At 69.7% G+C, this 23,610-nt stretch carries 24 protein-coding genes and 1 pseudogene; 18 read left to right on the top strand and 7 right to left on the bottom strand.

Annotated features, from left to right (window positions below):
* Positions 1-165: 165 nt before the first annotated feature.
* On the top strand, positions 166-402 hold the full coding sequence (locus tag GAK38_RS15445) for a hypothetical protein (RefSeq protein ID WP_325345615.1): 237 nt from the start codon (positions 166-168) through the stop codon (positions 400-402).
* A 66-nt stretch (positions 403-468) separates the two neighbouring features.
* Here the strand turns inward: GAK38_RS15445 and GAK38_RS15440 are convergent, their stop codons facing one another.
* The 3 genes from GAK38_RS15440 to GAK38_RS15430 are packed head-to-tail and all read right to left on the bottom strand — an operon-like array spanning position 469 to position 2,992.
* Positions 469-870 carry an RNA-binding S4 domain-containing protein gene (locus GAK38_RS15440; RefSeq protein WP_325345613.1) on the bottom strand — a complete coding sequence of 134 codons (402 nt, stop codon included), beginning with the start codon at positions 868-870 and terminating at the stop codon, positions 469-471.
* A gap of 29 nt (positions 871-899) precedes the next feature.
* Positions 900-2,327, bottom strand: a complete 1,428-nt coding sequence (locus tag GAK38_RS15435) for a sensor histidine kinase (RefSeq protein ID WP_325345611.1) — start codon at positions 2,325-2,327, stop codon at positions 900-902.
* Positions 2,324-2,992, bottom strand: coding sequence for a response regulator transcription factor (locus GAK38_RS15430; RefSeq protein WP_325345609.1), 669 nt, complete (start codon positions 2,990-2,992; stop codon positions 2,324-2,326). The genes GAK38_RS15435 and GAK38_RS15430 overlap by 4 nt, the downstream gene beginning before the upstream one ends.
* A 131-nt stretch (positions 2,993-3,123) precedes the next feature.
* Between GAK38_RS15430 and GAK38_RS15425 the strand changes: the two genes are divergently transcribed.
* The 8 genes and pseudogenes from GAK38_RS15425 to GAK38_RS15390 all read left to right on the top strand — a co-directional run bounded on the left by GAK38_RS15425 (position 3,124) and on the right by GAK38_RS15390 (position 10,894).
* Positions 3,124-4,086 (top strand): Bug family tripartite tricarboxylate transporter substrate binding protein, encoded by a 963-nt coding sequence (locus GAK38_RS15425; protein WP_325345628.1) that lies wholly within the window; start codon positions 3,124-3,126, stop codon positions 4,084-4,086.
* Positions 4,087-4,162: 76 nt separating this feature from the next.
* Positions 4,163-4,705: a tripartite tricarboxylate transporter TctB family protein gene (locus GAK38_RS15420; protein WP_325345607.1), complete on the top strand. Its 543-nt coding sequence runs from the start codon at positions 4,163-4,165 to the stop codon at positions 4,703-4,705.
* A gap of 16 nt (positions 4,706-4,721) precedes the next feature.
* Entirely contained in the window at positions 4,722-6,236 is a 1,515-nt protein-coding gene (locus tag GAK38_RS15415) for a tripartite tricarboxylate transporter permease (protein ID WP_325345626.1), read from the top strand.
* A gap of 322 nt (positions 6,237-6,558) precedes the next feature.
* The gene (gene fabI / locus GAK38_RS15410; RefSeq protein ID WP_325345605.1) at positions 6,559-7,335 is read left to right on the top strand and encodes an enoyl-ACP reductase FabI; all 777 of its coding nucleotides are present in this window, start codon (positions 6,559-6,561) and stop codon (positions 7,333-7,335) included.
* A gap of 198 nt (positions 7,336-7,533) precedes the next feature.
* Positions 7,534-7,740, top strand: a pseudogene (locus tag GAK38_RS15405) (hypothetical protein); the annotation flags it as partial.
* Positions 7,741-7,807: 67 nt separating this feature from the next.
* On the top strand, positions 7,808-8,314 hold the full coding sequence (locus GAK38_RS15400) for a hypothetical protein (RefSeq protein ID WP_325345601.1): 507 nt from the start codon (positions 7,808-7,810) through the stop codon (positions 8,312-8,314).
* The gene (locus GAK38_RS15395) at positions 8,268-9,662 is read left to right on the top strand and encodes a bifunctional enoyl-CoA hydratase/phosphate acetyltransferase (protein WP_325345624.1); all 1,395 of its coding nucleotides are present in this window, start codon (positions 8,268-8,270) and stop codon (positions 9,660-9,662) included. The genes GAK38_RS15400 and GAK38_RS15395 overlap by 47 nt, the downstream gene beginning before the upstream one ends.
* Positions 9,659-10,894, top strand: a complete 1,236-nt coding sequence (locus tag GAK38_RS15390; RefSeq protein ID WP_325345600.1) for an acetate/propionate family kinase — start codon at positions 9,659-9,661, stop codon at positions 10,892-10,894. The genes GAK38_RS15395 and GAK38_RS15390 overlap by 4 nt, the downstream gene beginning before the upstream one ends.
* Positions 10,895-10,927: 33 nt before the next feature.
* Here GAK38_RS15390 and GAK38_RS15385 read toward each other — a convergent pair whose 3' ends face one another.
* Complete coding sequence (locus tag GAK38_RS15385; RefSeq protein WP_325345598.1) at positions 10,928-11,395, bottom strand: Lrp/AsnC ligand binding domain-containing protein; 468 nt, start codon at positions 11,393-11,395, stop codon at positions 10,928-10,930.
* A 127-nt stretch (positions 11,396-11,522) separates the two neighbouring features.
* Between GAK38_RS15385 and GAK38_RS15380 the strand changes: the two genes are divergently transcribed.
* The 8 genes from GAK38_RS15380 to GAK38_RS15345 all read left to right on the top strand — a co-directional run bounded on the left by GAK38_RS15380 (position 11,523) and on the right by GAK38_RS15345 (position 19,254).
* Positions 11,523-12,818: a D-amino acid dehydrogenase gene (locus GAK38_RS15380; protein ID WP_325345596.1), complete on the top strand. Its 1,296-nt coding sequence runs from the start codon at positions 11,523-11,525 to the stop codon at positions 12,816-12,818.
* Positions 12,815-13,885 (top strand): alanine racemase, encoded by a 1,071-nt coding sequence (gene alr, locus GAK38_RS15375; RefSeq protein ID WP_325345594.1) that lies wholly within the window; start codon positions 12,815-12,817, stop codon positions 13,883-13,885. The genes GAK38_RS15380 and alr overlap by 4 nt, the downstream gene beginning before the upstream one ends.
* A 59-nt stretch (positions 13,886-13,944) precedes the next feature.
* Positions 13,945-14,874 carry a LysR family transcriptional regulator gene (locus GAK38_RS15370; RefSeq protein ID WP_325345592.1) on the top strand — a complete coding sequence of 310 codons (930 nt, stop codon included), beginning with the start codon at positions 13,945-13,947 and terminating at the stop codon, positions 14,872-14,874.
* 91 nt (positions 14,875-14,965) lie between these two features.
* Positions 14,966-15,913, top strand: coding sequence for a Bug family tripartite tricarboxylate transporter substrate binding protein (locus GAK38_RS15365; protein WP_325345590.1), 948 nt, complete (start codon positions 14,966-14,968; stop codon positions 15,911-15,913).
* 91 nt (positions 15,914-16,004) lie between these two features.
* Complete coding sequence (locus tag GAK38_RS15360; RefSeq protein ID WP_325345588.1) at positions 16,005-17,141, top strand: NAD(P)/FAD-dependent oxidoreductase; 1,137 nt, start codon at positions 16,005-16,007, stop codon at positions 17,139-17,141.
* On the top strand, positions 17,131-17,475 hold the full coding sequence (locus tag GAK38_RS15355) for a (2Fe-2S)-binding protein (RefSeq protein ID WP_325345586.1): 345 nt from the start codon (positions 17,131-17,133) through the stop codon (positions 17,473-17,475). The genes GAK38_RS15360 and GAK38_RS15355 overlap by 11 nt, the downstream gene beginning before the upstream one ends.
* Before the next feature lies 1 nt (position 17,476).
* Complete coding sequence (locus GAK38_RS15350; RefSeq protein ID WP_325345584.1) at positions 17,477-18,868, top strand: NAD(P)/FAD-dependent oxidoreductase; 1,392 nt, start codon at positions 17,477-17,479, stop codon at positions 18,866-18,868.
* A gap of 32 nt (positions 18,869-18,900) precedes the next feature.
* Entirely contained in the window at positions 18,901-19,254 is a 354-nt protein-coding gene (locus tag GAK38_RS15345) for a RidA family protein (protein WP_325345582.1), read from the top strand.
* 23 nt (positions 19,255-19,277) lie between these two features.
* Here GAK38_RS15345 and clsB read toward each other — a convergent pair whose 3' ends face one another.
* From clsB to GAK38_RS15330, 3 genes are all read right to left on the bottom strand, one after another.
* Positions 19,278-20,492 carry a cardiolipin synthase ClsB gene (gene clsB, locus GAK38_RS15340; RefSeq protein WP_325345580.1) on the bottom strand — a complete coding sequence of 405 codons (1,215 nt, stop codon included), beginning with the start codon at positions 20,490-20,492 and terminating at the stop codon, positions 19,278-19,280.
* A 19-nt stretch (positions 20,493-20,511) separates the two neighbouring features.
* The gene (locus GAK38_RS15335) at positions 20,512-21,297 is read right to left on the bottom strand and encodes an endonuclease/exonuclease/phosphatase family protein (protein WP_443089228.1); all 786 of its coding nucleotides are present in this window, start codon (positions 21,295-21,297) and stop codon (positions 20,512-20,514) included.
* 286 nt (positions 21,298-21,583) lie between these two features.
* Positions 21,584-22,417: an IclR family transcriptional regulator gene (locus GAK38_RS15330; RefSeq protein ID WP_325345578.1), complete on the bottom strand. Its 834-nt coding sequence runs from the start codon at positions 22,415-22,417 to the stop codon at positions 21,584-21,586.
* Between the two features lie 213 nt (positions 22,418-22,630).
* On the opposite strand from GAK38_RS15330, the gene GAK38_RS15325 reads away from it, so the two are divergent.
* Positions 22,631-23,599 (top strand): MBL fold metallo-hydrolase, encoded by a 969-nt coding sequence (locus GAK38_RS15325; protein WP_325345577.1) that lies wholly within the window; start codon positions 22,631-22,633, stop codon positions 23,597-23,599.
* Positions 23,600-23,610: the final 11 nt, after the last annotated feature.

The raw sequence follows: 23,610 nt of genomic DNA, 5'->3' as shown, positions 1-23,610 counted from the left end.
TGCCCGATGCCTTTGTGCCAGAGGACGGTGAGAAGCTGCCGGACCATGCGCCGGCGTTGATCGACGACTATGCCGAACGGGCGGCGGCCGACGCGGCTGGCGCATTCCGCCGCTGCCCTCGGCGCTGTTCGGCGTGGATGCGGCGGGCCAGGGCGGGTCGACGCCATGCCCACGCCGCAGCCGGCCAGCAGCTGTTTCACCCCCGCCCGTCTGCTCCCGGCGCCGCCGGGGCAGCGCAGCGGCTACGTGCGATGCCTGCGGGCGCCGGACGATCTGCTGGGGGTGTCAGAGGCGCGGGTTCGGTCGGATGCCCGCTGGAAGTGGCAGGGGCTGGACGCCGGCCATGGCACCATGCTGAGCGCACCGCAGGCATTGGCGGATCTGCTGCCGGGGATCGCTTGACAGGGAGTATAGGCCTGCAGCGGTTGATATACGGGCGCCACAGAGCTTAAGAGTGGGGAGTATATTTCAGTCCACCGACGCCGTCCAGCGGTCGCCCCAGTCGCGCCGGGTGCGCTCGATCTCGCGGCGGTCGCGCTTGGTCGGGCGGCCCTCGTGCAGGCTCAGGGCCGGCTCGGGCGCCAGCCGGCGCTGCTCGGCGGCGCGGGCGCGCGCGGCGATGCTCTCGGCCGTTTCCTCGTACAGCCGCTGGGCGACCGGCGCCGGGCCGCGCGCGCCCGAGAGGCCGCGCACGACGACGGTGCGCGCGACCGGGCCCTGGCGCAGCGCGACCGCGTCGCCCACGCGCAGCTCGCGCGCCGGCTTGGCGTCCTGGCCGTTGACCTGCACGCGGCCGCGGCCGATCTCCTCGACGGCCAGCGCACGGGTCTTGTAGAAGCGGGCGCACCAGAGCCATTTGTCCAGGCGCATCGCGGCAAGGGGGAGTTTCTCCATCCCCATCATTGTGAACCCGCGCCAGGCGCCAGCGGCAGGCGCACCACCGCGTCCAGACCGTCGGTGCGGCCATGCACCATGCGATTGTCCAGCGTGACCTGGCCGCCGATGGCCTGCACGATCTCGCGGCAGATGGCCAGGCCCAGCCCGGAGCCGGTGCGGTCGTCGCCGGCCGAGAAGGGTTGGAACAGGCGGGCGGCCAGCGCCGGCGCGATGCCGGGGCCGTGGTCGGCGATGGTCAGCACGGCCCAGCGGCCCTCGACATGCAGCGCCAGGGTCAGCTCGCTGCCCGCGGGCGCATGGCGGATGGCGTTGTGCAGCAGGTTGCGCACCAGCTCGCGCAGCATCCAGGCGTGCGCGCGCACCGGCAGGCGCAGGCCGTCGCCCTCGATCCCGAAGTCGAGGTCGCGCGCGGCCATCAGCGGCGCCAGCTCCAGCGCCATGGCGCGCACGATGGGCGCCCAGTCGGTGGCCGGTGGTTCGCCCTGCTGGCGCAGCTGTTCGACCTTGGTCAGCGCCAGCATCTGGTTGGCCAGCTGTGTGGCGCGGTCCACGGTCTGCGCGATCTCGCGCAGCGCCTGCCGGGGTTCCATGTCGCCGCGCTGGGCCGACTGCACCTGCGTCTTGAGCACGGCCAGCGGCGTGCGCAGCTGGTGCGAGGCATCGCGCACGAAGCGCTGCTGGTGCGCCAGCAGGTGGCTCAGCCGCTGCATGACGGCGTTGGTGGCCTCCACCAGCGGGCGCAGCTCGCGCGGAGCATCGATGGCGGGCAGCGGCGTGAGTTCGCCTTCGGGCCGGTTCTGCAAGGCGGCGCTGAGCTGGCGCACCGGCCGCGTCGCGCGCTGCACCACCACCAGCACGACGAAGGCGATCACGGCCAGCAGCAGCTGCAGCCGTACCGTGTCCCAGAGGATGTCGCGCGCCAGCGTCTCGCGCAGCTCCAGCGTCTCGGCCACCTGAATCACGGCCATGCCGCGGCCCGCGGGCCCGGCCACGGGCTGCAGCAGCACGGCCACGCGCACGCGGTGGCCACGGAACACGTCGTCGTAGAAGTCCACCAGCGCCGCATAGGGCGGGCGCTGCGGGATGGTGCCGTGCCACGGCGGCAGCTCCTCGAAGCCCGACACCAGCCGGTCCCGGAGGTCGGACACGCGGTAGTACATGCGGCTCTGGTTGTCGGCCTCGAAGGCTTCGAGCGCGGAGTAGGGTACGGTAGCGCGCAGCACCGCCGCGTCGTCATAGCCGGCGACGTCGATCTGCTCGCTGATGGTCTTGGCCGATGCCAGCAGCGTGCGGTCGTAGGCCGTGTGCAGCGCGGCCAGGGTCTCGCGGTAGAGGCTGGCGGTGTTGAACGCGACGATTACGCCCACCGGCAGCAGGATGCCCAGCAGCAGGTAGAGCCGCAGCGACAGGCGCCTGGGGCCGGCCGTCATGCCGGGTCGGCCTTGAGCAGGGACCCCAGGCCGCGCAGCGTCACCAGCGTGACGCCGGTGCCGGCCAGTTTCTTGCGCAGGCGGTAGACGACGACTTCGACGGCCTCGTACTGCACTTGCGGCCCGTCGGGGAAGACCAGCTCGAACAGCCGTTCCTTGGACACGGCGCGGCCGGCCTGCTCCATCAGGGCCTGGAGCAGCGCGGCCTCGCGCGGCGTCAGGTCGAGCAGGCGGGCGCCGTTGTAGATGGCGCCGCTGCTGCGGTCGTGGCGCAGCGGGCCGACCACGACCTCCTGCGCGCCGGCGCCGCCGCGGCGCAGCAGGGCGTGCAGCCGGGCTTCGAGTTCGTCGAGGTCAAACGGCTTGGCCAGGTAGTCGTCGGCGCCGGTGTTCAGGCCCAGCACGCGGTCGCCCACGGTGGAACGCGCGGTCAGCACGATGACCGGCGTGCGCAGTCCCTGCCGGCGCGCCTGGGTCAGCACCTCCAGCCCGTCGAGGCCGGGCAGGCTCAGGTCGAGCACCACGGCATCGGGCGGCTGCGCGGTCCACTGCGCCAGGGCCGCGTGGCCGTCAGCGGCCGTGTCCACGTCCATGCCGCGGCTGCCGAGCGCGCGGCGCAGCGCGGTCTGCATGGCGGGATCGTCTTCGACGAGCAGGATGTTCATGGGACCGCGAACATAGCACTGCCCGGACCTCGGGTTTTCCCCAGCAGCACGGACAGCCGTTTGACAGGCTCGCGGCGCATCATCGCCCGGTCGAATTCTTTCCGAACCGCAAGGAGACATCCACCATGACGATGCGCCGTTCCACTTTCCTGCATTCCGTGGCCGCGCTGGCGGCCGCCGGCCTGCTGCCGCTGTCGGCCAAGGCCGCGGGCAACTTCAAGCTGATGCTGCCGGCCAACCCGGGCGGCGGCTGGGACACGACCGGCCGCGCGCTCGGCAAGGCACTGACCGAGGCCAAGGTGGCCGACACCGTCACCTACGACAACAAGGGCGGCGCGGCCGGCGCGATCGGCCTGGCCCAGTTCGTCAACGGCAGCAAGGGCGACCCGAACGCGCTGATGGTCATGGGCGCGGTGATGCTCGGCGGCATCATCACCGGCAAGCCGCTGGTCAAGCTGGAGCAGGCCACGCCGATCGCGCGCCTCACCAGTGAATACAACGTGTTCGTGCTGCCGGCCAACTCGCCGCTCAAGACCATCAAGGACGTGGTCGCCCAGCTCAAGAAGGACCCGGGCAGCGTCAAGTGGGGCGGCGGCTCGCGCGGCTCCACCGAGCACATCGCCGCGGCCATGATCGCGCAGAAGGTCGGCGTCGATCCCGCCAAGATCAACTACGTGGCCTTCCGCGGAGGCGGCGAGGCCACGGCGGCCATCCTCGGCGGCAACGTCACCGTGGGCGGCAGCGGCTACAGCGAGTTCGCCGAGTACATCGCCGCCGGCAAGATGCGCGCGATCGCGGTCACCTCGGCCGAGCGGCTGCCTGGCATCGACGTGCCCACACTCAAGGAGCAGGGCATCGACATCGAGATCGGCAACTGGCGCGGCGTCTACGGCGCGCCGGGCATCACGGCCGCGCAGCGCCAGGCGCTGATCGACGGCGTGACGGCCGCGCTCAAGACGCCGGCCTGGGCCGACGCGGTCAAGAAGAACGACTGGACGCCCGCGGTGCTGACCGGCGATGCGTTCACGAAGTTCGTCGAACACGAGTTCGCCGCGCTGCGCGACCCGATGACCAAGGCCGGCATGGTGTCCTGAGCGGCTGCCTCCCGCCGCCCGCGACGGCACGCCCTGCGGCGTGCCGTTCTCCGTTTCCCTTCTTTCCCGCCCGCGCATGACCACGATCCCGCCCCTCCATCCCGTCGCGCCGCCGCCGGCCTCCGCGCTCCCGCAGACGCTCGTCGGCATCGGCGTGCTGCTCACCGGCCTGGGCCTGGCGTGGGGCGCCACCGGCATCTCGTCCGACGCGGGCTACGGCGGCGTCGGCCCCAACTTCGTGCCGTGGCTCGTGTCGGTCGCGCTCACGCTGTGCGGCGGCTGGATCGTGTGGGAGCCGCGCACCGGCGGTTTTCGCGAGCTGGAGGAGCCCTCGGGCGCGGCCACCGGCTACTGGCCCGGCTTCGTCTGGGTCTCGGCCGGGCTGCTGCTCAACGCGGCGCTGATCACCACCGTCGGCTTCATCCTGAGCTGCACGCTGTGCTACCTGCTGGCGGTGCAGGGCCTGCGCCGCGCCGCGGGCCAGCCGTCGGCCAGCCGGGCCTCGACCTGGGTGAAGGACGCGTTGACCGGCGTGGTGATCGCGGCCCCGGTGTTCTGGGGCTTCACGCAATTCCTGGCGATTAATCTGCCGGGCCTGACGAACACCGGATGGCTGTGAAGGGAGCCCGGCCATGATGGACATCTTCAACGCCCTGCTGCAGGGCTTCGCCTCCGCGATCACGCCGGTCAACCTGCTGTGGGCGCTGTTCGGCTGCGCGCTCGGCACGGCCGTGGGCGTGCTGCCGGGCATCGGCCCGGCGGTGGCCGTGGCCATGCTGCTGCCGATCACGGCCAAGGTCGAGGTCACGGCCTCGATGATTTTCTTCGCCGGCATCTACTACGGCGCGATGTACGGCGGCTCCACCACCTCGATCCTGCTGAACACGCCCGGCGAGACGGCCAGCATGGTCACGGCGATGGAGGGCAACAGGATGGCCAAGAGCGGCCGTGCCGGCGCGGCGCTGGCCACGGCGGCGATCGGCTCGTTCGTCGCCGGCACGATCGCCACCGTGATCGTCACGCTGTTCGCGCCCTACGTGGCCGACTTCGCGGTCAAGCTCGGGCCGCCCGAATACTTTCTGCTGATGCTGCTGGCCTTCACCACGGTGAGCGCGGTGCTGGGCAAGAGCACGCTGCGCGGCCTGACGGCGCTGTTCCTCGGCCTTGCGGCCGGCTGCGTGGGCATGGACCAGATTTCGGGCCAGACGCGCTACACCGGCGGCGTGCCCGAACTGCTCGACGGCATCGAGATCGTGCTCGTGGCCGTGGGCCTGTTCGCCGTGGCCGAGGTGCTCTACGCGGTGCTCTACGAAGGCCGCGTGGTCGAGGGCCAGAACCGCATGAGCCGCGTGCACATGACTGCGCGCGACTGGAAGCGCTCCATCCCCGCCTGGCTGCGCGGCACCGCGATCGGCACGCCGTTCGGCTGCATCCCCGCGGGCGGCACCGAGATCCCGACCTTTCTGAGCTATGCGACCGAGAAGAAACTGGCCCAGGGCGAGGACCGCGCCGAGTTCGGAACGAAGGGCGCGATCAAAGGCGTGGCCGGCCCCGAGGCGGCCAACAACGCGACGGTGACGGCCGCGCTGATCCCGCTGCTCACACTGGGCATTCCCACGTCGAACACCACGGCGATCCTGCTCGGCGCGTTCCAGAACTACGGCATCCAGCCCGGGCCGCAGCTGTTCACGAGCTCGGCTGCGCTGGTGTGGGCGCTGATCGCCTCGCTCTACATCGGCAACGTGATGCTGCTGGTGCTCAACCTGCCGATGGTGGGCCTGTGGGTCAAGCTGCTGAAGGTGCCCAAGCCGCAGCTCTACGCCGGCATCCTGATCTTCGCAACGGTGGGCGCCTACGGCATGCGCCAGAGCGCGTTCGACCTGTTCCTGCTCTACGCCATCGGCGTGCTCGGCGTGGTGATGCGGCGCTTCGACTTCCCGACCGCGCCGGTCGTGGTCGGCATGATCCTGGGCCCGCTGGCCGAGGCGCAGATGCGCAACGCGATGTCCATCGGCGAGGGCAGCGCCGTGGTGTTCTTCCAGCGTCCGATGTCGATCGCGCTGATCGTGGTCGTGGTGGCAGTGCTGGTGCTGCCGCGCGCGCTGCGCTGGATCGGCCGCCGGCGCGGCGCAAGGGTGGCCCGGGCGTAGAGGGTACAGGCTCACGGCGCGCGGACTGTGCGCGCTGGGACGGTGCATGGCGCGGATCCGGCAGCCGTCACCGCGGCGCCGGCAATTCCAGCAGCAGCGCGGCGTGGTCGCGGCGGGCCGAGGAAACGGCCGGCCATGCCATGCCATGCGACTGCAACGGCGAGGATGTATTCTAGGAGCCGCTCCAATCTGCCGACCGGACGGTATCTACCGGAATGCGCTTGACGCAGGTCAAGGTTCGTCCGCCGCGCCGGTTGAACAATGGAAGGTGCCCTGGAGCATGGCGCGCCGGGCGCAGCCGCAGGAAGAGCAAGGGGAGTCCATGACGCATGTACCGTTGAACGGCAGGAAGGGGCTGGTCGTCGGCATCGCCAACGACCAGAGCATCGCGTGGGGCTGTGCCGCCGCGCTGCGCGAGGCGGGCGCGGAGGTCGCCGTGACCTGGCAGGGCGAGAAGGCGCGCCCCCATGTGGAGCCGCTGGCGCAGCGGCTCGGCGCGCCGATCGCACAGGCGCTCGACGTGACCCATTCCGGCGAGCTGCAGGCCCTGTTCGACGCCATCGCCGCGCGCTGGGGCCGGCTCGACTTCGTGCTGCATTCGGTCGCCTTCGCGCCGCGCGCCGACCTGCACGGCCGGGTGGTCGACAGCTCGGCCGAGGGCTTCGCGCAGGCGATGGACATCTCCTGCCATTCGTTCATCCGGCTCGCGCGTGCGGCCGAGCCGCTGATGGCGGCCGCCGGCGGCGGCACGCTCCTCACGATGAGCTACCTGGGCGCCGAGGAGGTCGTGAATCGCTACGGCGTCATGGGCCCGGTCAAGGCCGCGCTGGAGTCCTCGGTGCGCTACCTCGCCGCCGAGCTCGGGCCGCAGGGCATCCGCGTGCACGCGGTCTCGCCCGGCCCGCTGGCCACGCGCGCGGCCTCGGGCATTCCGGCCTTCGGCGAACTGCTGGAAGACAGCGCGCGCCGCGCGCCGCTGCGCCATCCGCTGGAGATCGCCGACGTGGGCGCGCTGTGCGTCTACCTCGTCGGCGCCGGCGCGCGCGCCATGACCGGCTGTACGCTGCACGTCGACGGCGGCATCCACATCCTCGCCTGAAAAAAGGCCCATGCGCCCTGTCCGGCGACGCGCCATCGCCATCCCGCTGCCCCCGGCCGCGCTGACCCTGCTGGCCGGCTGCCGGTCGCTCGCGCCGCAGGACCGCCTTCGGCTGCCCGTGGCTCCTGACCCATGCTGCGCGACCTGATCGCCCGCATGCCGGCCAAGGTCTGGTCGATGGCGCCCGTGGTGCAGGGGCCGGCGCGCAACATGCCGCAGACCTTGCAGATCCTCATGCAGGCGGCGCCCACCACCCATTTCGTCGAACTCGGCCAGGCCGCCCCCTACCGCTGCGCGGGGATCGCGGTGGTCTGGAAGCCGTTCGCGTTCCTGCCGGTGACCGGTGCGTTGCTGTTCGCGCTGTCGCTCGCCCGCTTCCGCAGGACCATCAGCCAGATGGCGTGATGGCCCTGCCGCCCGCCCCGGGGGTGTCCGGGTCACCCGGGTTCCCAGAAACAGAAGGAGTCTTCCCATGACCGCAGAGACCAACGTTTCCCTCGCCTTCTACAAGGCCAACCTCGCGCTGTGGCTGCGCGCGGCGCACCTGCTGCAGCACGAGCAGCAGCAGTGGCTGGAGCTGGGTGCCGACCTGGTGCGCGACGGCGTGCGCCGGCTCGACGACGAGGCGCGGCGGATCCACGAACGCCAGGGCTGGCAGGCGCTGTCCACGGCGCTGTCCGACGCCGGGCTGCATGCCGTGCACCACCAGGCCGTGGAGCTGCAGGCGGCCGCGCAGACCGCCGTAGCCCGCCAGGCGGAGCTGGCCGAAGGCCTGCGCCAGGCGGCCGCCGACTGGCAGCAGGAGGCCGCGCGGGGCCTGAGCGAGGGCGGCCGCATCCCCGTGGCCGTGCCCGACCTGCTCGGCGGCTGGCTGCGCGGCTGGAGCCGGCCGCCGCACGACGCGGACGCGGCGCCCCGCCGCCGCGCAGGGCCTGCAGCTGCTGCGCAACCGCACCTTCGACGAGATCGCCATCGGTGACAGCGCCGAGATCGCGCGCACGCTCACGGCCGAGGACATCCAGCTGTTCGCCATCCTCTCGGGCGACGTCAACCCGCAGCACCTCGATGCCGAGTTCGCCGCCTCCACCCGCTTCCACGGCGTGATCGCGCACGGCATGTGGGGCGGCGCGCTGATATCGGCCGTGCTCGGCACGCGGCTGCCCGGGCCCGGCACCGTCTACCTGGGCCAGACGCTGCGCTTTCGCGGACCGGTGCGCGTGGGCGACACGCTCGCGATCCGCGTGACCGTGAGCGCGCGCGACGCAGCGAAGAAGCGGGTGACGCTGGCCTGCAGCTGCACCAACCAGGCGGGCCAGGTCGTCATCGAAGGCGAGGCCGACGTGATCGCGCCCACCGAGCGCATCGAGCGCGCCAGCGCCACGCTGCCCGAGGTGCGGCTGCGCACCGGCGGCAACGGGCAGCAGCGGCTGCTCGACCGCGTGCGGACGCTGGGCGCGGTGCGCACGGCCGTCGTCCATCCCTGCGACGCGCTGAGCCTGTCGGCCGCGCTCGACGCGCGCGCCGCCGGCCTCATCGAGCCGGTGCTCGTCGCGCCGCGCGCCCGGCTCGACGCGGTCGCCGCCGAGGCCGGCCTCGACCTCGCAGGCATCGCCATCGAGGACGTGCCGCACAGCCATGCCGCCGCCGCGCGCGCCGTGGCGCTGGTGCATGCCGGCGCGGCCGAGGCCCTCATGAAGGGCAGCCTGCACACCGACGAGCTGATGGCCGCCGTGGTCGCGCGCGAGGGCGGGCTGCGCACCAAGCGGCGCATCAGCCACTGCTTCCTCATGCAGACGGCGGCCTATCCGCGGCCCTTCATCATCACCGACGCGGCGATCAACATCTCCCCCACGCTCGACGACAAGGCTGACATCGTGCGCAATGCGGTCGAGCTCGCCCACATCATCGGCGTGGAGCGCCCGCGCGTGGCCATCCTCGCGGCGGTGGAGACGGTCAACCCGCACATGCCGGCCACGCTCGACGCCGCGGCGCTGTGCAAGATGGCCGACCGCGGCCAGATCGCCGGCGCAGTGCTCGACGGCCCGCTCGCGTTCGACAACGCCGTCTCGGCCGCCGCGGCGCGCATCAAGGGCATCGAATCGCCGGTGGCGGGGCAGGCCGACGTGCTCGTCGTGCCCGACCTGGAAAGCGGCAACATGCTGGCCAAGCAGCTCGAATACATGGGCGACGCCGAAAGCGCGGGCATCGTGCTCGGCGCGCGCGTGCCGATCGTGCTCACCAGCCGCGCCGATTCGCGCGACGCGCGCATCGCCTCCTGCGCCATTGCGGTGCTGGTCGCCCACCACTACCGGACTTCGCCGCCATGACCTCGCAGTTCGATCGCTATGCCACGCAGGGCGACCTCGTTCTGGTGCTCAACTGCGGCTCGTCGAGCATCAAGTTCGCGCTGTTCGATGCCGGCCGCTCGCCGCTGCCGCGCACGCCGGTCTGGAACGGCAAGGTGCAGGACATCGGCGGCCCGGCGCCCACGATCGGCGAGACCGGCGTGGCCCCCGAGCCGGTCGCGCTCGATGCTGCGCGGCCCTACCACGCGGCGCTCGACCGCATCCGCGAGCGCGTGCGCGCGCGCCTCGGCGGCCGCCGGCTCGCGGCCGTGGCCCACCGCGTGGTGCACGGCGGCGCCAAGTACGCGGCGCCGGTGCGCGTCGATGCCGCAGTGCTCGCGGACCTCCAGGGCTACATCCCGCTCGCGCCGCTGCACCAGCCGTTCGCGCTCGAAGCGATCGAGGAACTGCTGCGCACGCGGCCCGGCCTGCCGCAGGTCGCCTGCTTCGACACCGCGTTCCACCGCACGCTGCCCGAGGTCGAGCAGATGCTCGCGCTACCCTGGAGCGCCTGGGAGCGCGGCCTGCGCCGCTATGGCTTCCACGGCCTCTCCTACGACTACCTGTCGGTCGCGCTGCCCGAACGCCACGGCGACGCGGCGCGCGGGCGCACGCTCGCGGCGCACCTCGGCAGCGGCGCGAGCCTCTGCGCGCTGCAGGGGCTCCAGAGCGTGGCGACCACGATGGGCTTCTCGGCGCTCGACGGGCTCATGATGGGCACGCGCTGCGGCGCGCTCGACCCCGGCGCGGTGATCTATTTGATGGAGATCGAGAAGCTCACGCTGGAGCAGGTCGGCCACCTGCTGTACCACGAGTCGGGGCTGCTCGGCGTCTCGGGCATCTCGGCCGACCCGCGCGTGCTGCTCGCCCGCGAGGCCGACAATGAACGCGCGCGCGCCGCGCTCGCGCTCTACGTGCGGCGCATCGTGCGCGAGGCCGGCGCGCTCGCGGCCGTGCTCGGCGGGCTCGACCTGCTCGCGTTCACCGCCGGCATCGGCGAGCACAACGCGGCGGTTCGCGCGCGCGTCTGCGAGGGCCTGGCCTTCCTCGGCGTGGCGATCGACGCCGAGGCCAACGCGGCCGACGCGTTCGACATCGGCGCCAAGGGCTCGCGCGTGCGCGTGGTGGTGGAGCCGACCAACGAGGAATGGGTCGCGGCGCGGCAGGCGGTCGCGCTCGTGGGAACGCTGGCAACGCAGAGGGCAGGGCTTTGACCGTGCCATCCTTGTCCTGAAAGTCTGTGCAGATCAGCGGTCGAGCGGAAGGAGAAGTGTTTCCTTCACCTCTTCCATGACCACAAAGCTGCGGGATTCCGCTGCCACGGGCAGCTTTTTCAGAATGCTGCCCAGCAGGTGCCGGTACTCGCTCATACCCCGGAGGCGGCACTTGACGAGGTAGTCGAAATCACCCGAGACGAGGTGGCAGTCCATGACCTCGGGCATCTGCGACAGCTCTTTCTTGATCTTGTCGAATACATCCCCGGATTTGGAGGAGAGCTTGATCTCAACGAATACCAGCAAGTTCCTGCCCAGCGCACCCGCCGAGACGCGGGCGTGGTAGCCCTCGATGACGCGTTCCCGCTCCATCCTGCGTACCCGCTCGGTGCAGGGCGAGGCGGAAAGGCCCACTTTCTCGGCCAGCTCGGTCATGGATATGCGTCCCTGACGCTGCAGCACGTCAAGGATGGCGAGGTCGATCCGGTCGGGTTGGAACATTCGCTTTCAGGCGCCACCTGGCAGTGCATGAGGCAGTGAGTTTCGAGGATGTTCGCCAAAAGATCAGTGAAATCCATGGCATCTATTTCAATAGAGTCGCGCATTCACTTGATCTGGCGAGTATTCCATGAAAGTTATCGTTGCGGGAAGCGGTGTCATAGGCACGGCCACTGCCTACTACCTCGCTCGGGCCGGCGCGCAGGTGACGGTCGTCGACCGCCGCGAGGGGCCGGCGCTGGAGACCAGCTTTGCCAACGCCGGCCAGGTATCGCCCGGCTACTCCACGCCATGGGCGGCGCCCGGCATTCCCCTCAAGGCGCTGAAGTGGCTGTTCCAGAAGCATGCGCCGCTCGCCGTGCGCCTGGACGGCAGCCTGTGGCAATTGCAGTGGATGGCGCACATGCTGGGCAACTGCACGCGGGAACGCTATGCGGTGAACAAGGAACGCATGATGCGGATCGCCGAGTACAGCCGCGATTGCCTGCGCGCGCTGCGTGCCGACACGGGCATCCAGTACGAGCAGCGCACCGGCGGGACGCTGCAGATTTTCCGCACGCAAGCCCAACTGGATGCGGTGCAGCGCGACATCGCCGTGCTCGGCGAATGCGGCGTCGCCTACGAACTGCTGGACCGCGATGGCCTCGCAAAGGTCGAGCCGGCGCTGGCGCATGCGCAAGGCCGGCTCGCCGGAGGACTGCGCCTGCCGCAGGACGAAACCGGCGACTGCCAACGGTTCACCGCGGAGCTGGCGCGCAAGGCCGAGGCGCTGGGCGTGAAATTCCTCTTCGGAAAGAACATCGAGGCCGTCGAAGTGCAGTCCGGATACGTGTCGGGCTTGCGCGTGGGCGGCGAACTCTTGCGGGCGGATGCCTGCGTCATCGCGCTCGGCAGCTTCTCGCGCGACATGCTTCTTCCCCTCGGATTGCGTCTGCCGGTCTATCCGGTCAAGGGCTACTCGCTGACCATCCCGCTCGTGGACGAAGCCCTCGCGCCGCGCTCCACCGTGCTCGACGAGACGTACAAGATCGCCATCACGCGGTTCGATGAACGCATCCGCGTGGGCGGCATGGCGGAACTGTGCGGCTTCGACGTGCGGCTGGACCCGCGCCGGCGGGCCACGCTGGAGAGGGTGACCCGCGATCTGTTCCCGGGCGGCGACCTCGCGCGCGCATCGTTCTGGACGGGGCTGCGCCCCATGACGCCGGACGGCACGCCGATCGTGGGAGCCACGCGCCATCCGAACCTGTTCCTGAACACCGGGCACGGAACGCTCGGCTGGACGATGGCTTGCGGCTGCGGCCGCGTGATGGCCGACCTGGTGACGGGGCAATGTCCCGAGATCGACATCGGCGACCTGGGTCTGGACAGGTATGCCGCATCGGCCCGCAGGACGCACGCAGCCCAGACAGCGGTCGCCGCATGAGCCGGCCGAGCCGGGCGCGCATCGATCTCGATGCCCTGCGCCGCAACTATGCAGTCGCGCGGCATATGCACGGCCAGAAGGTGCTTGCCGTCCTCAAGGCCAATGCCTACGGCCACGGCGCACGGGAATGCGCGCAAGCCCTCGCCGGCACGGCGGACGGGTTCGCGGTCGCCTTCCTGGACGAAGCGCTGGAACTGCGTGAATCCGGCATCGCCTTGCCGATCCTGCTGCTCGAAGGGGTGTTCGACGCTGCCGAACTGCGCACGGCAGCACGACATGCGCTGTGGTGCGTGGTGCACCACGAGCCGCAGCTCCGGATGTTCGAGGCAGCCGACGACCTCGAAGCGCCGGTGAACGTCTGGCTCAAGATGGACTCCGGCATGGGCCGGGCCGGGTTCGCGCCCGGCGCCGTGGCCGCCGGCTTCGCCCGGCTCACGGTCTGCAGGTCGGTGGGCGAGGTCGTGCTCATGAGCCACTTCGCCCGCGCCGACGAGCCCGGCGTGCCAGCTACCGGGGCGCAGATCGCATGTTTCGACCGGGCGTGCGCCGGTCTGGAGGCGCCGGCCAGCCTGGCCAACTCCGCCGGCATCATGGCGTGGGGGCCCGCCCACCGAGGTTGGGGCCGCGCGGGCATCATGCTCTACGGCGTCGATCCGCTTCCCGCCACCCACCGCCAGGGTCGGCTGCGGCCGGTGATGACGCTGGAGAGCGAAGTGTTCGCCGAGCGCCTGCTGGAGCCGCATGCCGCGCTCGGATACGGTGGAGGCTTCGTTGCGCAGCGGCGCATGCGCGTAGGGCTGGTGGCGGTGGGCTACGCCGACGGCTACCCTCGCGCCGCCCCCGCCGGAACCCCCGTCACAGTGCACGGCAAGCCGTCGCGGATCATCGGGAGGGTCTCGATGGACATGCTCACCATCGACCTCACCGACCTGCCGGAGGCCGGCGTCGGCAGCAGGGTGGAACTGTGGGGCGCAAGCATCGACGTGAACCAGGTCGCGGCCGGGGCGGGCACCATTGCCTACGAGCTGCTGTGCAACGTCAAGCGCGTGCCGCGCGTCTATGCATGAGGGCATTGCGGCATGATTGTTGCTCAGGCCGACAGCTAAATAACAAAGCGAGACAACCCATGAGCAACCGCAACGTGACCTATCGCATGGTCGAAGCGTTCCGGGCGGCGATGCTGCACAACGGCATCAGCGCCGGCGCGGAGGCCCTGGGGATCACCCAGCCTGCCATGAGCAGGTTGATCGCCGACCTGCAGAAATCCGTGGGATTTCCGCTCTTCGCGAAAAGCGGCCGCAGCGTCAAGCCGACGGACGAGGCTACCGCGCTCATGGCCAAGGTGCAGCAGGCATTTCTCGGGCTTGAGCAGATCGTCGATTTCTCCGCCCAGTTGCGCAAGCAGAAACTCGGCCAGCTTTCCGTCAGCGCCATCCCCTCGATCGGCCACTCCATCATGCCCCGGGTTGTCCGGCAGTTGAGGGAAAAGTTTCCCGATGTGCTCGTCGTTCTTCGCGTCACCTCGTATATCGAAGTCGCGCGCCACGTCAGAACGCGCCAGGCGGATATCGGTTTGACCGCAGACACGCTGTCCCTTGGCGATCTGGAAACCGTGGCGGAGTTTTCCTCGGAATGCATGTGCATCGGGACAGCGCAATGGCTGGACGCCGGCGCGAGCCACCTGAATGCGAAGGAACTGGAGGGAAAACCTTTCATCGGATCCACCGGCACCTTTCAGACACGCCTGAATGCATGGCTGAGCGCCAACGGCGTGCGGGTGGATGCGATGATCGAAGCCTCGCTTTTCCAATCCATCAGCGATCTCTGCCTCGAAGGTTTGGGAATAGCCGTCGTGGACCCGATGACCGCCGCGAAGCATCAGAGCCGCGGTGGCGTGGCGCTACCGCTGCGGCCGTCCATTGGCTATACGGTCTACGCTACCGCCATGAGCGATGCACGGCTCTCGGCCCCTGGCCGCGAACTCATCCGCCTCGTGGCAGCGGAGACGGACACTCACATAACATCGATGCATGGGTTGATGACCTGGCATCCATAGATGTCCGAATGACGAATCCATAGCATGAAGCCTCGCCATTTGTTGATTGACGGAGGTTTTCATGTTGTCTCGGATCGCACGCCGTTGCTGGATGGCTGCCGCAATTTCCGCAGGATTTCTCATTGCGGCCACTGGGGCGAAAGCCGAATGGCCTGAAAAACCGATCCGCTTCATTGTGAATGCAGGCGCGGGCGGTGCAGCAGACAGCACCGCCCGCATATTGGCCGATGCGCTGAGCAAGCGGCTGGGTCAGCCGATCGTCATAGATAACAAGCCCGGCGCGTCAGGCGTGATCGGCCTCGATACGGTGGCGAAATCTCCTCTGGACGGCTACACGATCGGGAATTCGAATCTCGCGACGTATACCGTGACCGCGGCGAAGTCGCTGCCGTACAAGCCGGAAAAGGACTTCACTCCCATTGCCAAGCAATGGACCCAGCCGAACCTGCTGGGCGTGAACCCTGCGGTGCCCGTCAGGACTGTGGCGGAACTGGTGTCCTATACCAAGGCCCGTCCGGGCGAAGTGTTCTATGGATCGACGGGCAGCGGCACTGCGCTGCATGTGCTCGGCGTCCTGTTCGCAAACCTCTCCGGGGCGGAGTTGACTCATGTGCCTTACAAGAGCGCGCCGGCAGCGGAGCTCGATCTGGCCGCGGGGCAAATCCAGATGCTGTTCAGCAATTTCACGTCGATGGAGCCGCAGGTGCGGGCGGGCCGCATTCGCGCGCTGGCCATTACCGGGCCCAGCCGGTCACCCCTGCTGCCGGACGTGCCCACCATCCGCGAGGCGGGCTTCCCGGCGCTCGAAATGGAGACCTGGGGCGGCGTCGTAGGGCCTGCCAACATGCCGCCGGCGATCGTAGAGCGGCTCCATCGTGAAATCAACGCGGTGCTTGCCGACCCGGAAATCATCAGGAAGCACGAGCGCGTCGGCGCCAAAGTGGCGCCGGTGTCCATCGCCGAGTTCAGGAAGATGCTCGCCGGCGACAGCACACGCTGGGGCGAGGTGGTCAAGCGCAACAACATTACGCTGGATTAGGCGTTCTTAAAAGAAAAGACAAAAAGCCGCATGCCGCCATCGTCGCGGAAGGAAGAGGCGGCCGTCTGAAAAATATATCCAGAGATGATTTATGTCTTCGAATGAAATAGTGGTCGTCGGCGGAGGGCTGGTGGGCGCGGCCATCGCCTACGGAGCTGCCAGAGGCGGTGCCGCCGTGACGCTGCTGGACCAGGGCGATATCGCCCACCGCGCGTCGCGCGGAAATTTCGGCCTGGTCTGGCTGCAAAGCAAGGGAGCAGGTTTTCGTCGCTATGCCCGCTGGAGCCGCGATGCGGTCGATCACTGGAAGCCGCTGGCCAGGGAACTGCTGGAACTCACCGGTATCGACGTGGACCTGCAGCAAAACGGCGGCTTCTGGTTGGGTGTCAGCGAAAAGGAAATGGTCGAGCGCGAAGCGATGCTGTCCGCCATCAACGCCGCGGACGGCCGCACGCCGTTCCAGATGCTCGACCAGCAGGAACTGAAGGCCCGCCTGCCGGCCATTGGCCCGGAGGTCGTCGGAGGCAGCTGGTGCGCATTGGACGGGCACGTCAATCCGCTGAAATCGCTCCACGCGCTCCATGCCGGTCTGAAGCTGCGCGGCGGGCGCATCTGCAACGGCGTCGATATATGCGAGGTCGGCCCGCTGGGCAAAGGCAAGGGATTCCGGGCCATGAGCCGCAATGGCCGGCAGTGGACCGGGGAGAAAATCGTGCTGGCAGCGGGACTGAGCAACGATTTTCTCGCTCCGCAATTGGGGCTGCATGCGCCGGTGGCGGCCAACCGGGGGCAGGTGCTCATCACAGAGCGGCTGAAGAAGTTTCTGCTCTGTCCTACGAATAAGGCGCGGCAGACGGCCGAGGGCACGGTGCAGCTGGGCTTTTCGGTGGAAGACGTAGGCCTCGACGACGGGACGACGGTCTCCGCCATCGAATGGATCGCCAGGCGCGCCGTCGCCACATTCCCCACGCTGGCTTCGGCCAAGCTCGTCCGCGCCTGGGGCGCGCTTCGCGTGATGACGCCGGACGGTTCGCCGATTTACCAGGAATCCGCGAAATATCCGGGCGCATTCGCGGCGACGAGCCATAGCGGCGTTTCACTCGCCGGCTCCCATGCCTACGAAATCGGTCCGTGGGTCGCCGGCATCCAGCCGGCTCCCGACTCCATCGAGGAGTTTGCGGGCGAGCGGTTCCTGGACACCCATAGGACATTCGGCAATGCACACTGAGTTTGAAGAAAAAGGCGTTTCTCTTTTCGTGGCGGAGGCGGGCTCCGGCGGCGAGAAGGTCCGCATCTATTTCGATGGACAGCCTCTGGATGTTCCTGCCGGCACCAGTGTGGCATCGGCACTTCTGATGTCGGGCGTGCGCACATTCAGGTCGACGCCCGTGTCGGCATCGCCGCGCGCGCCCTATTGCATGATGGGCGTGTGTTTTGAATGCCTCGTGGAAATCGACGGCCGTCCGAGTCGCCAGTCGTGCCTGACACAGGTGCGCGACGGCATGGCCATCAAGCGGCAGAAGGGCGCGTCCGCGTTGAATGTCGCGAGCGCGGAAGGCTGATATGGAAACGGGTATTCAATTGTTTGACGTGGTGGTCGTCGGCGCGGGCCCCGCAGGGCTTTCCGCGGCCGTCCAGGCGCGCAGGTGCGGACTGTCGGTGGCGGTTCTCGACGAGCAGCGGCGGGTGGGCGGGCAGATCTACCGTGCCATCGAAGAGGCCACGCGACGCCGGCGCGAGGTGCTGGGACCGGATTACGCGGCGGGCGCCGCGTTGGCCGAGGCGTTCGCCGCCAGCGGCGCCGTCCACGTGGCGGACGCGGCGGTGTGGAACGTCGGCAGGGACAGGACGGTCTCCTACCTCCAGGACGGCGGCAGCCGCACGATCCGCGGGCGCAGCCTCGTGCTGGCGAGCGGCGCGATGGAGCGGCCTTTTCCCATTCCAGGTTGGACGCTGCCCGGCGTCATGGGCGCGGGCGCGGGCCAGATTCTCTACAAGGCCGCCGGCGCCATACCTCGCGAGCCCGTGGTGCTGGCCGGCTGCGGCCCCTTGCTCCTGCTGCTGGCGCAGCAGTATCTGGATGCGGGAGTCAGGATCTCCGCGCTGGTCCACACGACGGGCGCTGGCGATTACTGGCGGGCCGTGCCCCACCTGTTCGGTGCCCTGCGCGGATGGAAGGACCTTCGCAAGGGCGCGGGCATGCTGCGCAAGATTCGCGCGCACGGCGTGCGGACTTACGCCGGGGCGCATTCGTTCGCCATCGAAGGCCAGGAGCGGGCGCAGGCGATCACCTTCGTGCGCAACGGGCGCAGCGAGCGCATCGAGGCTTCCCTGGTGCTGCTGCACCAGGGGGTCGTCGTGCCCAATACCCAGCTGAGCTGGGCGCTGCAGGCCGAGCATCGCTGGGACGAGCGGCAGCTGTGCTGGGTTCCGGTGACCGACAGCCACGGCCAGATCGAACAGACCGGCATCTACATTGCCGGAGACAGCCGGGGCATCGTCGGGGCCAAGGCATCGGCTCAGCAAGGGAGGCTGGCCGCGCTGGCCATCGCGGTCCGGCTGGACGGGGCGTCCGCGGCGGCCCGCAAGGTCGACGAGGATGCGGTGTGGAGTGACCTGCGGAAAAACACCCGCATCAGGTCCTTCCTGGACGCCCTCTACCGCCCGAAGGACGAACACCGCATACCGGCCGACGACAAGGTCACGGTGTGCCGCTGCGAAGAAGTCACCGCTGGGCAGATCAGGAAGTACGTGGAAGTCGGCTGCCTGGGTCCGAACCAGACCAAGGCATTCGGCCGCTGCGGCATGGGCCCCTGCCAGGGGCGCCTGTGCGGCCTGACGGTCACCGAGGTGATCGCGAGCGAGCGGCGCGTGGGCCCGCAGGAAGTCGGCTACTACCGGATCCGGCCGCCCATCAAGCCCGTCACGCTGGGTGAACTCGCCAGTATCGAATAACGCCTTCCGCCATCCACCTGGAGAAATCAATCATGGAAATCCAACGCATCGCAACCGACGCCCGCCGCTCGCGGGCCGTGGTCTACAACAACATGGTGTTCGTCGGGGGCCAGACGGCCGACGACCGCGGCCAGGACATTCAGGGCCAGACCCGGCAGACGCTGGCCAAGATCGAAAAATTCCTGGCCGAAGCGGGTACCGACAAGAGCCGCCTCCTGACCGCCCAGATCTGGATCAAGAATCTGGAGCGCGACTTCGCCGGGATGAACGCTGTGTGGGACGCGTGGACGGCGCCGGGTGCCGCTCCCACACGCGCCACGGCGCAGTGCGACATGGGAGCCGAGGACATTCTGGTGGAAATCATCGTGACGGCTGCCGTCGCGTAACGCGCGAACCCGGCGCCGGTTCGTCAGTAGCGGTTGCCGGTCACGAACAGCGCCAGCCGCACGCAGGCCCAGGCGATGCGGTCGCGGGCGCGCTGGCGCCAGGGGCGGCCGGCGAGGGCGGCGGGCTCCATGCGCACGCCCTCGGCCTCGATCGCATGCTGCAGCCGCGCGCGCAGGTCGGCGGCGAAGCCCGCGTCGCGCACCACCACGTTGGCCTCGCGCGCCAGCAGCAGGCTCAGCGGATCGAGGTTGGAGGAGCCCACGGTCGCCCAGCGGCCGTCCACCACCGCCACCTTGGCATGCAGGAAGCTCGGCGCGTATTCGTGGATCTCGACCCCGGCGGCCAGCAGCGCGCCATAGGCAGGCCGCGCCGCATGGTACTGGAGGAAGTATTCGTAGCGGCCCTGGAGCAGCAGCCGCACCCGCACGCCGCGCCGCGCGGCGGCCACGAGCGCGCGCAGCAGCCTGCCGCCGGGGATGAAGTAGGCGTTGGCGATGGTGACTTCCGCGCGCGCGCGGCCGATGGCGCGCAGGTAGACGCGCTCGATACGGCGGCGGTTGCGCACGTTGTCGCGCAGCACCAGCGCGGCATGCACACCCTGGTCCTCGCGCGGCAGGGCCGCGCGCAGCGCGGCGGTGGCCTCGCGGGCCTCGCGCAGCGCGGCCAGCGCCCGGCGCATCTGCCGGCGGCCCGCGAGCCGGGCGGCCTGCATGCGCCACCAGAGCTGGTCCATCGCGTCGCATGCCTCGGCCACGGCCGGGCCGGCCGCGACCTCGACGGCGAAGTCCAGCCGCGGCGCGGCCAGCGCGCCGTGGTTCGGGTCGTGGAAGTCGTCGAGCACGTTGATGCCGCCGCAGAACAGCACGCAGCCGTCGACCACGCAGAGCTTGCGGTGCAGCCGCCGCCAGCGCCGCGGCAGCAGCAGCCCGAGCGGTCCCGGCGGCGAGTAGACGCGGCACTGCACGCCGGCTGCGGCCAGCCGCGTGCGCCATGGTTCGGGCAGCGGGCCGGTGCCCACGCCGTCGACCACCAGCCGCACCTGCACGCCGCGCCGGGCCGCGCGCATCAGCGCCTCGGCGATGGCGGCGGCGCTGCCGGTGCAGTCGAAGATATAGGTCTCCAAGGCGATGTCCACCTTGGCCGCATCCATCGCGGCGACGAGGGCGGCGAAGTATTCGGCCGAGCCCTGCAGCAGCCGCATGCGGTGGCCGCCGCGCAGCGCTTGGGAGGACGCCATCAGTCTTTCGCGGGGGACGTCACAGCCGGAATTCCGCGATCAGCGGCAGGTGGTCGGACATGCGCCACCAGGGGCGCCCGCGCGGCACCTCAACGCCGACCGGCTCCAGCCCGCGCGCATAGACGTGGTCCAGCTGCACCACCGGCAGCCGGGCCGGGAAGGTGCGGCCCTGCGCCGGCGCGTCGAACTCCACCAGCCGGTGCGCGGCCAGCGTCTGGCGGATCTGCGGGCCCCAGGCGTTGAAGTCGCCGGCGACGACCAGCCGTGCGTCGGCCGGCACCTCGCGCGCGATGAAGCGCTGCAGCTGCGCCACCTGCCGCACGCGGCTGCCCGGGATCAGCCCCAGGTGCACCACGATCACGTGCACCGGCCGGCCTTCCACGGACACCTCGGCATGCAGCAGGCCGCGCTGCTCGAAGCGGTGGTCCGACATGTCCTCGTGCGTGTGGCGCAGCACCGGCCAGCGCGAGAGCAGGGCGTTGCCGTGCTCGCCGTGGCGAGTGAAGGCGTTGGTGCGGTAGACGGCCTCGTAGCCTTCGGGCGCGAGGTAGTCGGCCTGCGGCGACTGCGGCCAGCGGTCGAAGTGCAGCGCCTCGCGGCGGTGCAGACGGCGCACCTCCTGCAGGCAGACGATGTCGGCATCGAACTGCTCGACGGCCAGGCCCAGGTTGTGGATCTCCAGCCGGCGCGCGGGGCCCATGCCCTGCACGCCCTTGTGGATGTTGTAGGTTGCCACCCGCAGGATGCCGCCGGCAACAGGGAGCGGGGGCTTGGCGGGGGAGACGGGCGAATGGCGGATCATCATGGTGGCCAGGCCGATTGTGCGCCTGCCGTGCGGCGTGGCGGATGACGGATCCGAGGCGGATCCGGCCGCGCTCAAGACGGCCGGCCGGTCGCTCGACCCGTTGCTCTCTGCACAGGGCAGGGAGGTCGAGGGGATCGTCGCCGACTTCAAGCGGCCCGCGGGAAGAAAGCCAGGGCCACATGAGCAGCGGCACGGCGGTCGTCCTGGAAGGGATACAGGCGCCTGTGTCGTAATCTGAGAGTATGGTCTCCTTGCGCCCGTAGAAAGAGCGCTGGAGCGTTGCAGATCAGGGGGTATGTGCAGCAGGCTGGTAGCCCAGCTGGTGCGACACCTGTGCGGCGCAGCGCTTGAGCGCGGTGGCGATCGGTCCGTCCCACGCGGTGTCGAAGGTGGCTGTGGGGCCCAGCGCCAGCACGCCCAGCACCAGGTGACCGGCGCTGTCGAACACCGGCGCGCACAGCGCGTCGATGCCGGGGATCGGCTGGCTCCGGGTGCGCGAGAGACCGTGCCGGCGGATCTCTTCGAGCGCCGCGGCCTGCAGCGCCGGCGTGGCGCGGCGGCCGGATTTGCGGGCCGGATGCACGCTGGGGCTGTCGTCCAGCGCCAGCGCATCGGCGATCTGCGCCGGCGCCATATAGGCCGCGAACAACCGGCCGGTGGCGGTATGGACCAGCGACATCACCGTGCCGATGCGCATGTTCACGTGCAGCGGCTGGCCGGGCTCCTCCATGCGCACGATGGTCGGGCCGAAGGTGCCCCACACGGCCAGGGCCACGCCCTGGCGGATCTCGGCGGCCAGGTCGGCGATCAGCGGCGACGCCTCCTTCACCGGGTCGAGCCGCTGCAGCCGCGCCAGACCCAGCTGCAGCGCCAGCGGCCCGAGTTCGTAACGCCCGGTGCCCGGCTGCTGGGTGACGAAGCCGACCTTGGCGAAGCTCACCATGTACGGATGCGCCTTGCCCGCGGTGATGCCGACGGCGCGCGCCAGCTCGCCCAGGGCCATCGGCTGCGGATGGCGCGCCAGGGCCGAGAGGAGCTGGCTCGAGGTCTCGACCGACTGGATGCCGCGGGCGGCCTTCTCTTCTTTGCCGCCGGGGCCGGAGATGTCTTCGTCGTCCAAGGTGATTCGTGCGAGGTGGAGAGGGAGCAAAGGTGCCGCCGCGGCAGTGTAGCCGCGGGGTCGCGGCTGCCGCGCGCCGCGCAGGGCGCGGGCCTGCCCGGCCGGCAGCGTCGGTGGCCGCGGGTTTCTCCCAGGGTGCGCCGGCCAGGCCGGTGCTTCAGAATTTATCTGACTAAATCAGATGCATTAGATATTGTCGAATTGGAGCGCTGCATGGCCACACCCAAGACATTCGTCTCCCACGCGGATACCGAAGAGAAGAAGGTCAGCTTCGTGCAGCTGACCGAGAACGCCTGGGCCTATACGGCCGAGGGCGACCCGAACACCGGCGTCTTCATCGGCGACGACGCGGTCATGGTGGTCGACACCCAGGCCACGCCGGCGATGGCGCAGGACCTGATCCGCCGCATCCGCGCGGTGACCGACAAGCCGATCAAGTACGTGCTGCTGAGCCACTACCACGCAGTGCGGGTGCTGGGCGCCGCGGCCTACTTCAGGGAGGGCGCCGAGCAGGTCATCGCCAGCCGCGACACCTACGACCTGATCGTCGAGCGCGGCGAGCAGGACAAGGCCAGCGAGATCGGCCGCTTCCCGCGGCTGTTCCGCAACGTCGAATCGGTGCCCGGCGGCCTGACCTGGCCGACCCTCACCTTCGAGGGCCGGATGAGCCTCTGGCTCGGCAAGGTGGAGGTCAGGATCGCCCAGGTCGGCCGCGGCCACACCAAGGGCGACACGATCGCGTACATCGAGGACCAGAAGGTCTGCTTCGCCGGCGACCTGGTCGAGTACGAGAGCACCGCCTACGCCGGCGACTGCTACTTTAGGGACTGGCCGGCCACGCTGGACCGCCTGGCTGCTTTCGGCTTCGAGAAGCTGGTGCCGGGCCGCGGTGATGCGCTGCAGACGAAGGCCAAGGTGGCCGAGGCCATCGCCTACACCCGCGCCTTCGTGAGCGACGTCTACACCACGGTCAACAACGGCGTGGCGCGCGGGCTGGACCTGAAGGCGATTTACCAGGAGACCTATGCCGCGCTCAAGCCGCGCTACGGCCACTGGGTGATCTTCGACCACTGCATGCCGTTCGACGTGACGCGCGCCTACGATGAAGCCACCGGCCATGTGCACCCCCGCATCTGGACCGCGGAGCGCGACCTGGAAATGTGGCACGCCCTCGAAGGCTGAAAGCCAGATCA

The sequence above is a fragment of the Xylophilus sp. genome (assembly GCA_009914555.1).
GTDB lineage: Bacteria > Pseudomonadota > Gammaproteobacteria > Burkholderiales > Burkholderiaceae_C > WNDY01.
The sequence above is the reverse complement of the archived record's forward strand: the minus strand, read 5'-3'. Positions and strand labels throughout refer to the sequence as shown.

What these genes read in the sequence shown, in the direction of transcription:
- GAK38_RS15445 (WP_325345615.1), top strand. Translation starts at nt 166, where the DNA reads ATGCCCACGCCGCAGCCGGCCAGCAGCTGTTTCACCCCCGCCCGTCTG.
- GAK38_RS15440 (WP_325345613.1), bottom strand. Translation starts at nt 870, where the DNA reads ATGCGCCTGGACAAATGGCTCTGGTGCGCCCGCTTCTACAAGACCCGT.
- GAK38_RS15435 (WP_325345611.1), bottom strand. Translation starts at nt 2,327, where the DNA reads ATGACGGCCGGCCCCAGGCGCCTGTCGCTGCGGCTCTACCTGCTGCTG.
- GAK38_RS15430 (WP_325345609.1), bottom strand. Translation starts at nt 2,992, where the DNA reads ATGAACATCCTGCTCGTCGAAGACGATCCCGCCATGCAGACCGCGCTG.
- GAK38_RS15425 (WP_325345628.1), top strand. Translation starts at nt 3,124, where the DNA reads ATGCGCCGTTCCACTTTCCTGCATTCCGTGGCCGCGCTGGCGGCCGCC.
- GAK38_RS15420 (WP_325345607.1), top strand. Translation starts at nt 4,163, where the DNA reads ATGACCACGATCCCGCCCCTCCATCCCGTCGCGCCGCCGCCGGCCTCC.
- GAK38_RS15415 (WP_325345626.1), top strand. Translation starts at nt 4,722, where the DNA reads ATGGACATCTTCAACGCCCTGCTGCAGGGCTTCGCCTCCGCGATCACG.
- fabI (WP_325345605.1), top strand. Translation starts at nt 6,559, where the DNA reads ATGACGCATGTACCGTTGAACGGCAGGAAGGGGCTGGTCGTCGGCATC.
- GAK38_RS15400 (WP_325345601.1), top strand. Translation starts at nt 7,808, where the DNA reads ATGACCGCAGAGACCAACGTTTCCCTCGCCTTCTACAAGGCCAACCTC.
- GAK38_RS15390 (WP_325345600.1), top strand. Translation starts at nt 9,659, where the DNA reads ATGACCTCGCAGTTCGATCGCTATGCCACGCAGGGCGACCTCGTTCTG.
- GAK38_RS15385 (WP_325345598.1), bottom strand. Translation starts at nt 11,395, where the DNA reads ATGTTCCAACCCGACCGGATCGACCTCGCCATCCTTGACGTGCTGCAG.
- GAK38_RS15380 (WP_325345596.1), top strand. Translation starts at nt 11,523, where the DNA reads ATGAAAGTTATCGTTGCGGGAAGCGGTGTCATAGGCACGGCCACTGCC.
- alr (WP_325345594.1), top strand. Translation starts at nt 12,815, where the DNA reads ATGAGCCGGCCGAGCCGGGCGCGCATCGATCTCGATGCCCTGCGCCGC.
- GAK38_RS15370 (WP_325345592.1), top strand. Translation starts at nt 13,945, where the DNA reads ATGAGCAACCGCAACGTGACCTATCGCATGGTCGAAGCGTTCCGGGCG.
- GAK38_RS15365 (WP_325345590.1), top strand. Translation starts at nt 14,966, where the DNA reads ATGGCTGCCGCAATTTCCGCAGGATTTCTCATTGCGGCCACTGGGGCG.
- GAK38_RS15360 (WP_325345588.1), top strand. Translation starts at nt 16,005, where the DNA reads ATGTCTTCGAATGAAATAGTGGTCGTCGGCGGAGGGCTGGTGGGCGCG.
- GAK38_RS15355 (WP_325345586.1), top strand. Translation starts at nt 17,131, where the DNA reads ATGCACACTGAGTTTGAAGAAAAAGGCGTTTCTCTTTTCGTGGCGGAG.
- GAK38_RS15350 (WP_325345584.1), top strand. Translation starts at nt 17,477, where the DNA reads ATGGAAACGGGTATTCAATTGTTTGACGTGGTGGTCGTCGGCGCGGGC.
- GAK38_RS15345 (WP_325345582.1), top strand. Translation starts at nt 18,901, where the DNA reads ATGGAAATCCAACGCATCGCAACCGACGCCCGCCGCTCGCGGGCCGTG.
- clsB (WP_325345580.1), bottom strand. Translation starts at nt 20,492, where the DNA reads ATGGCGTCCTCCCAAGCGCTGCGCGGCGGCCACCGCATGCGGCTGCTG.
- GAK38_RS15335 (WP_443089228.1), bottom strand. Translation starts at nt 21,297, where the DNA reads ATGATGATCCGCCATTCGCCCGTCTCCCCCGCCAAGCCCCCGCTCCCT.
- GAK38_RS15325 (WP_325345577.1), top strand. Translation starts at nt 22,631, where the DNA reads ATGGCCACACCCAAGACATTCGTCTCCCACGCGGATACCGAAGAGAAG.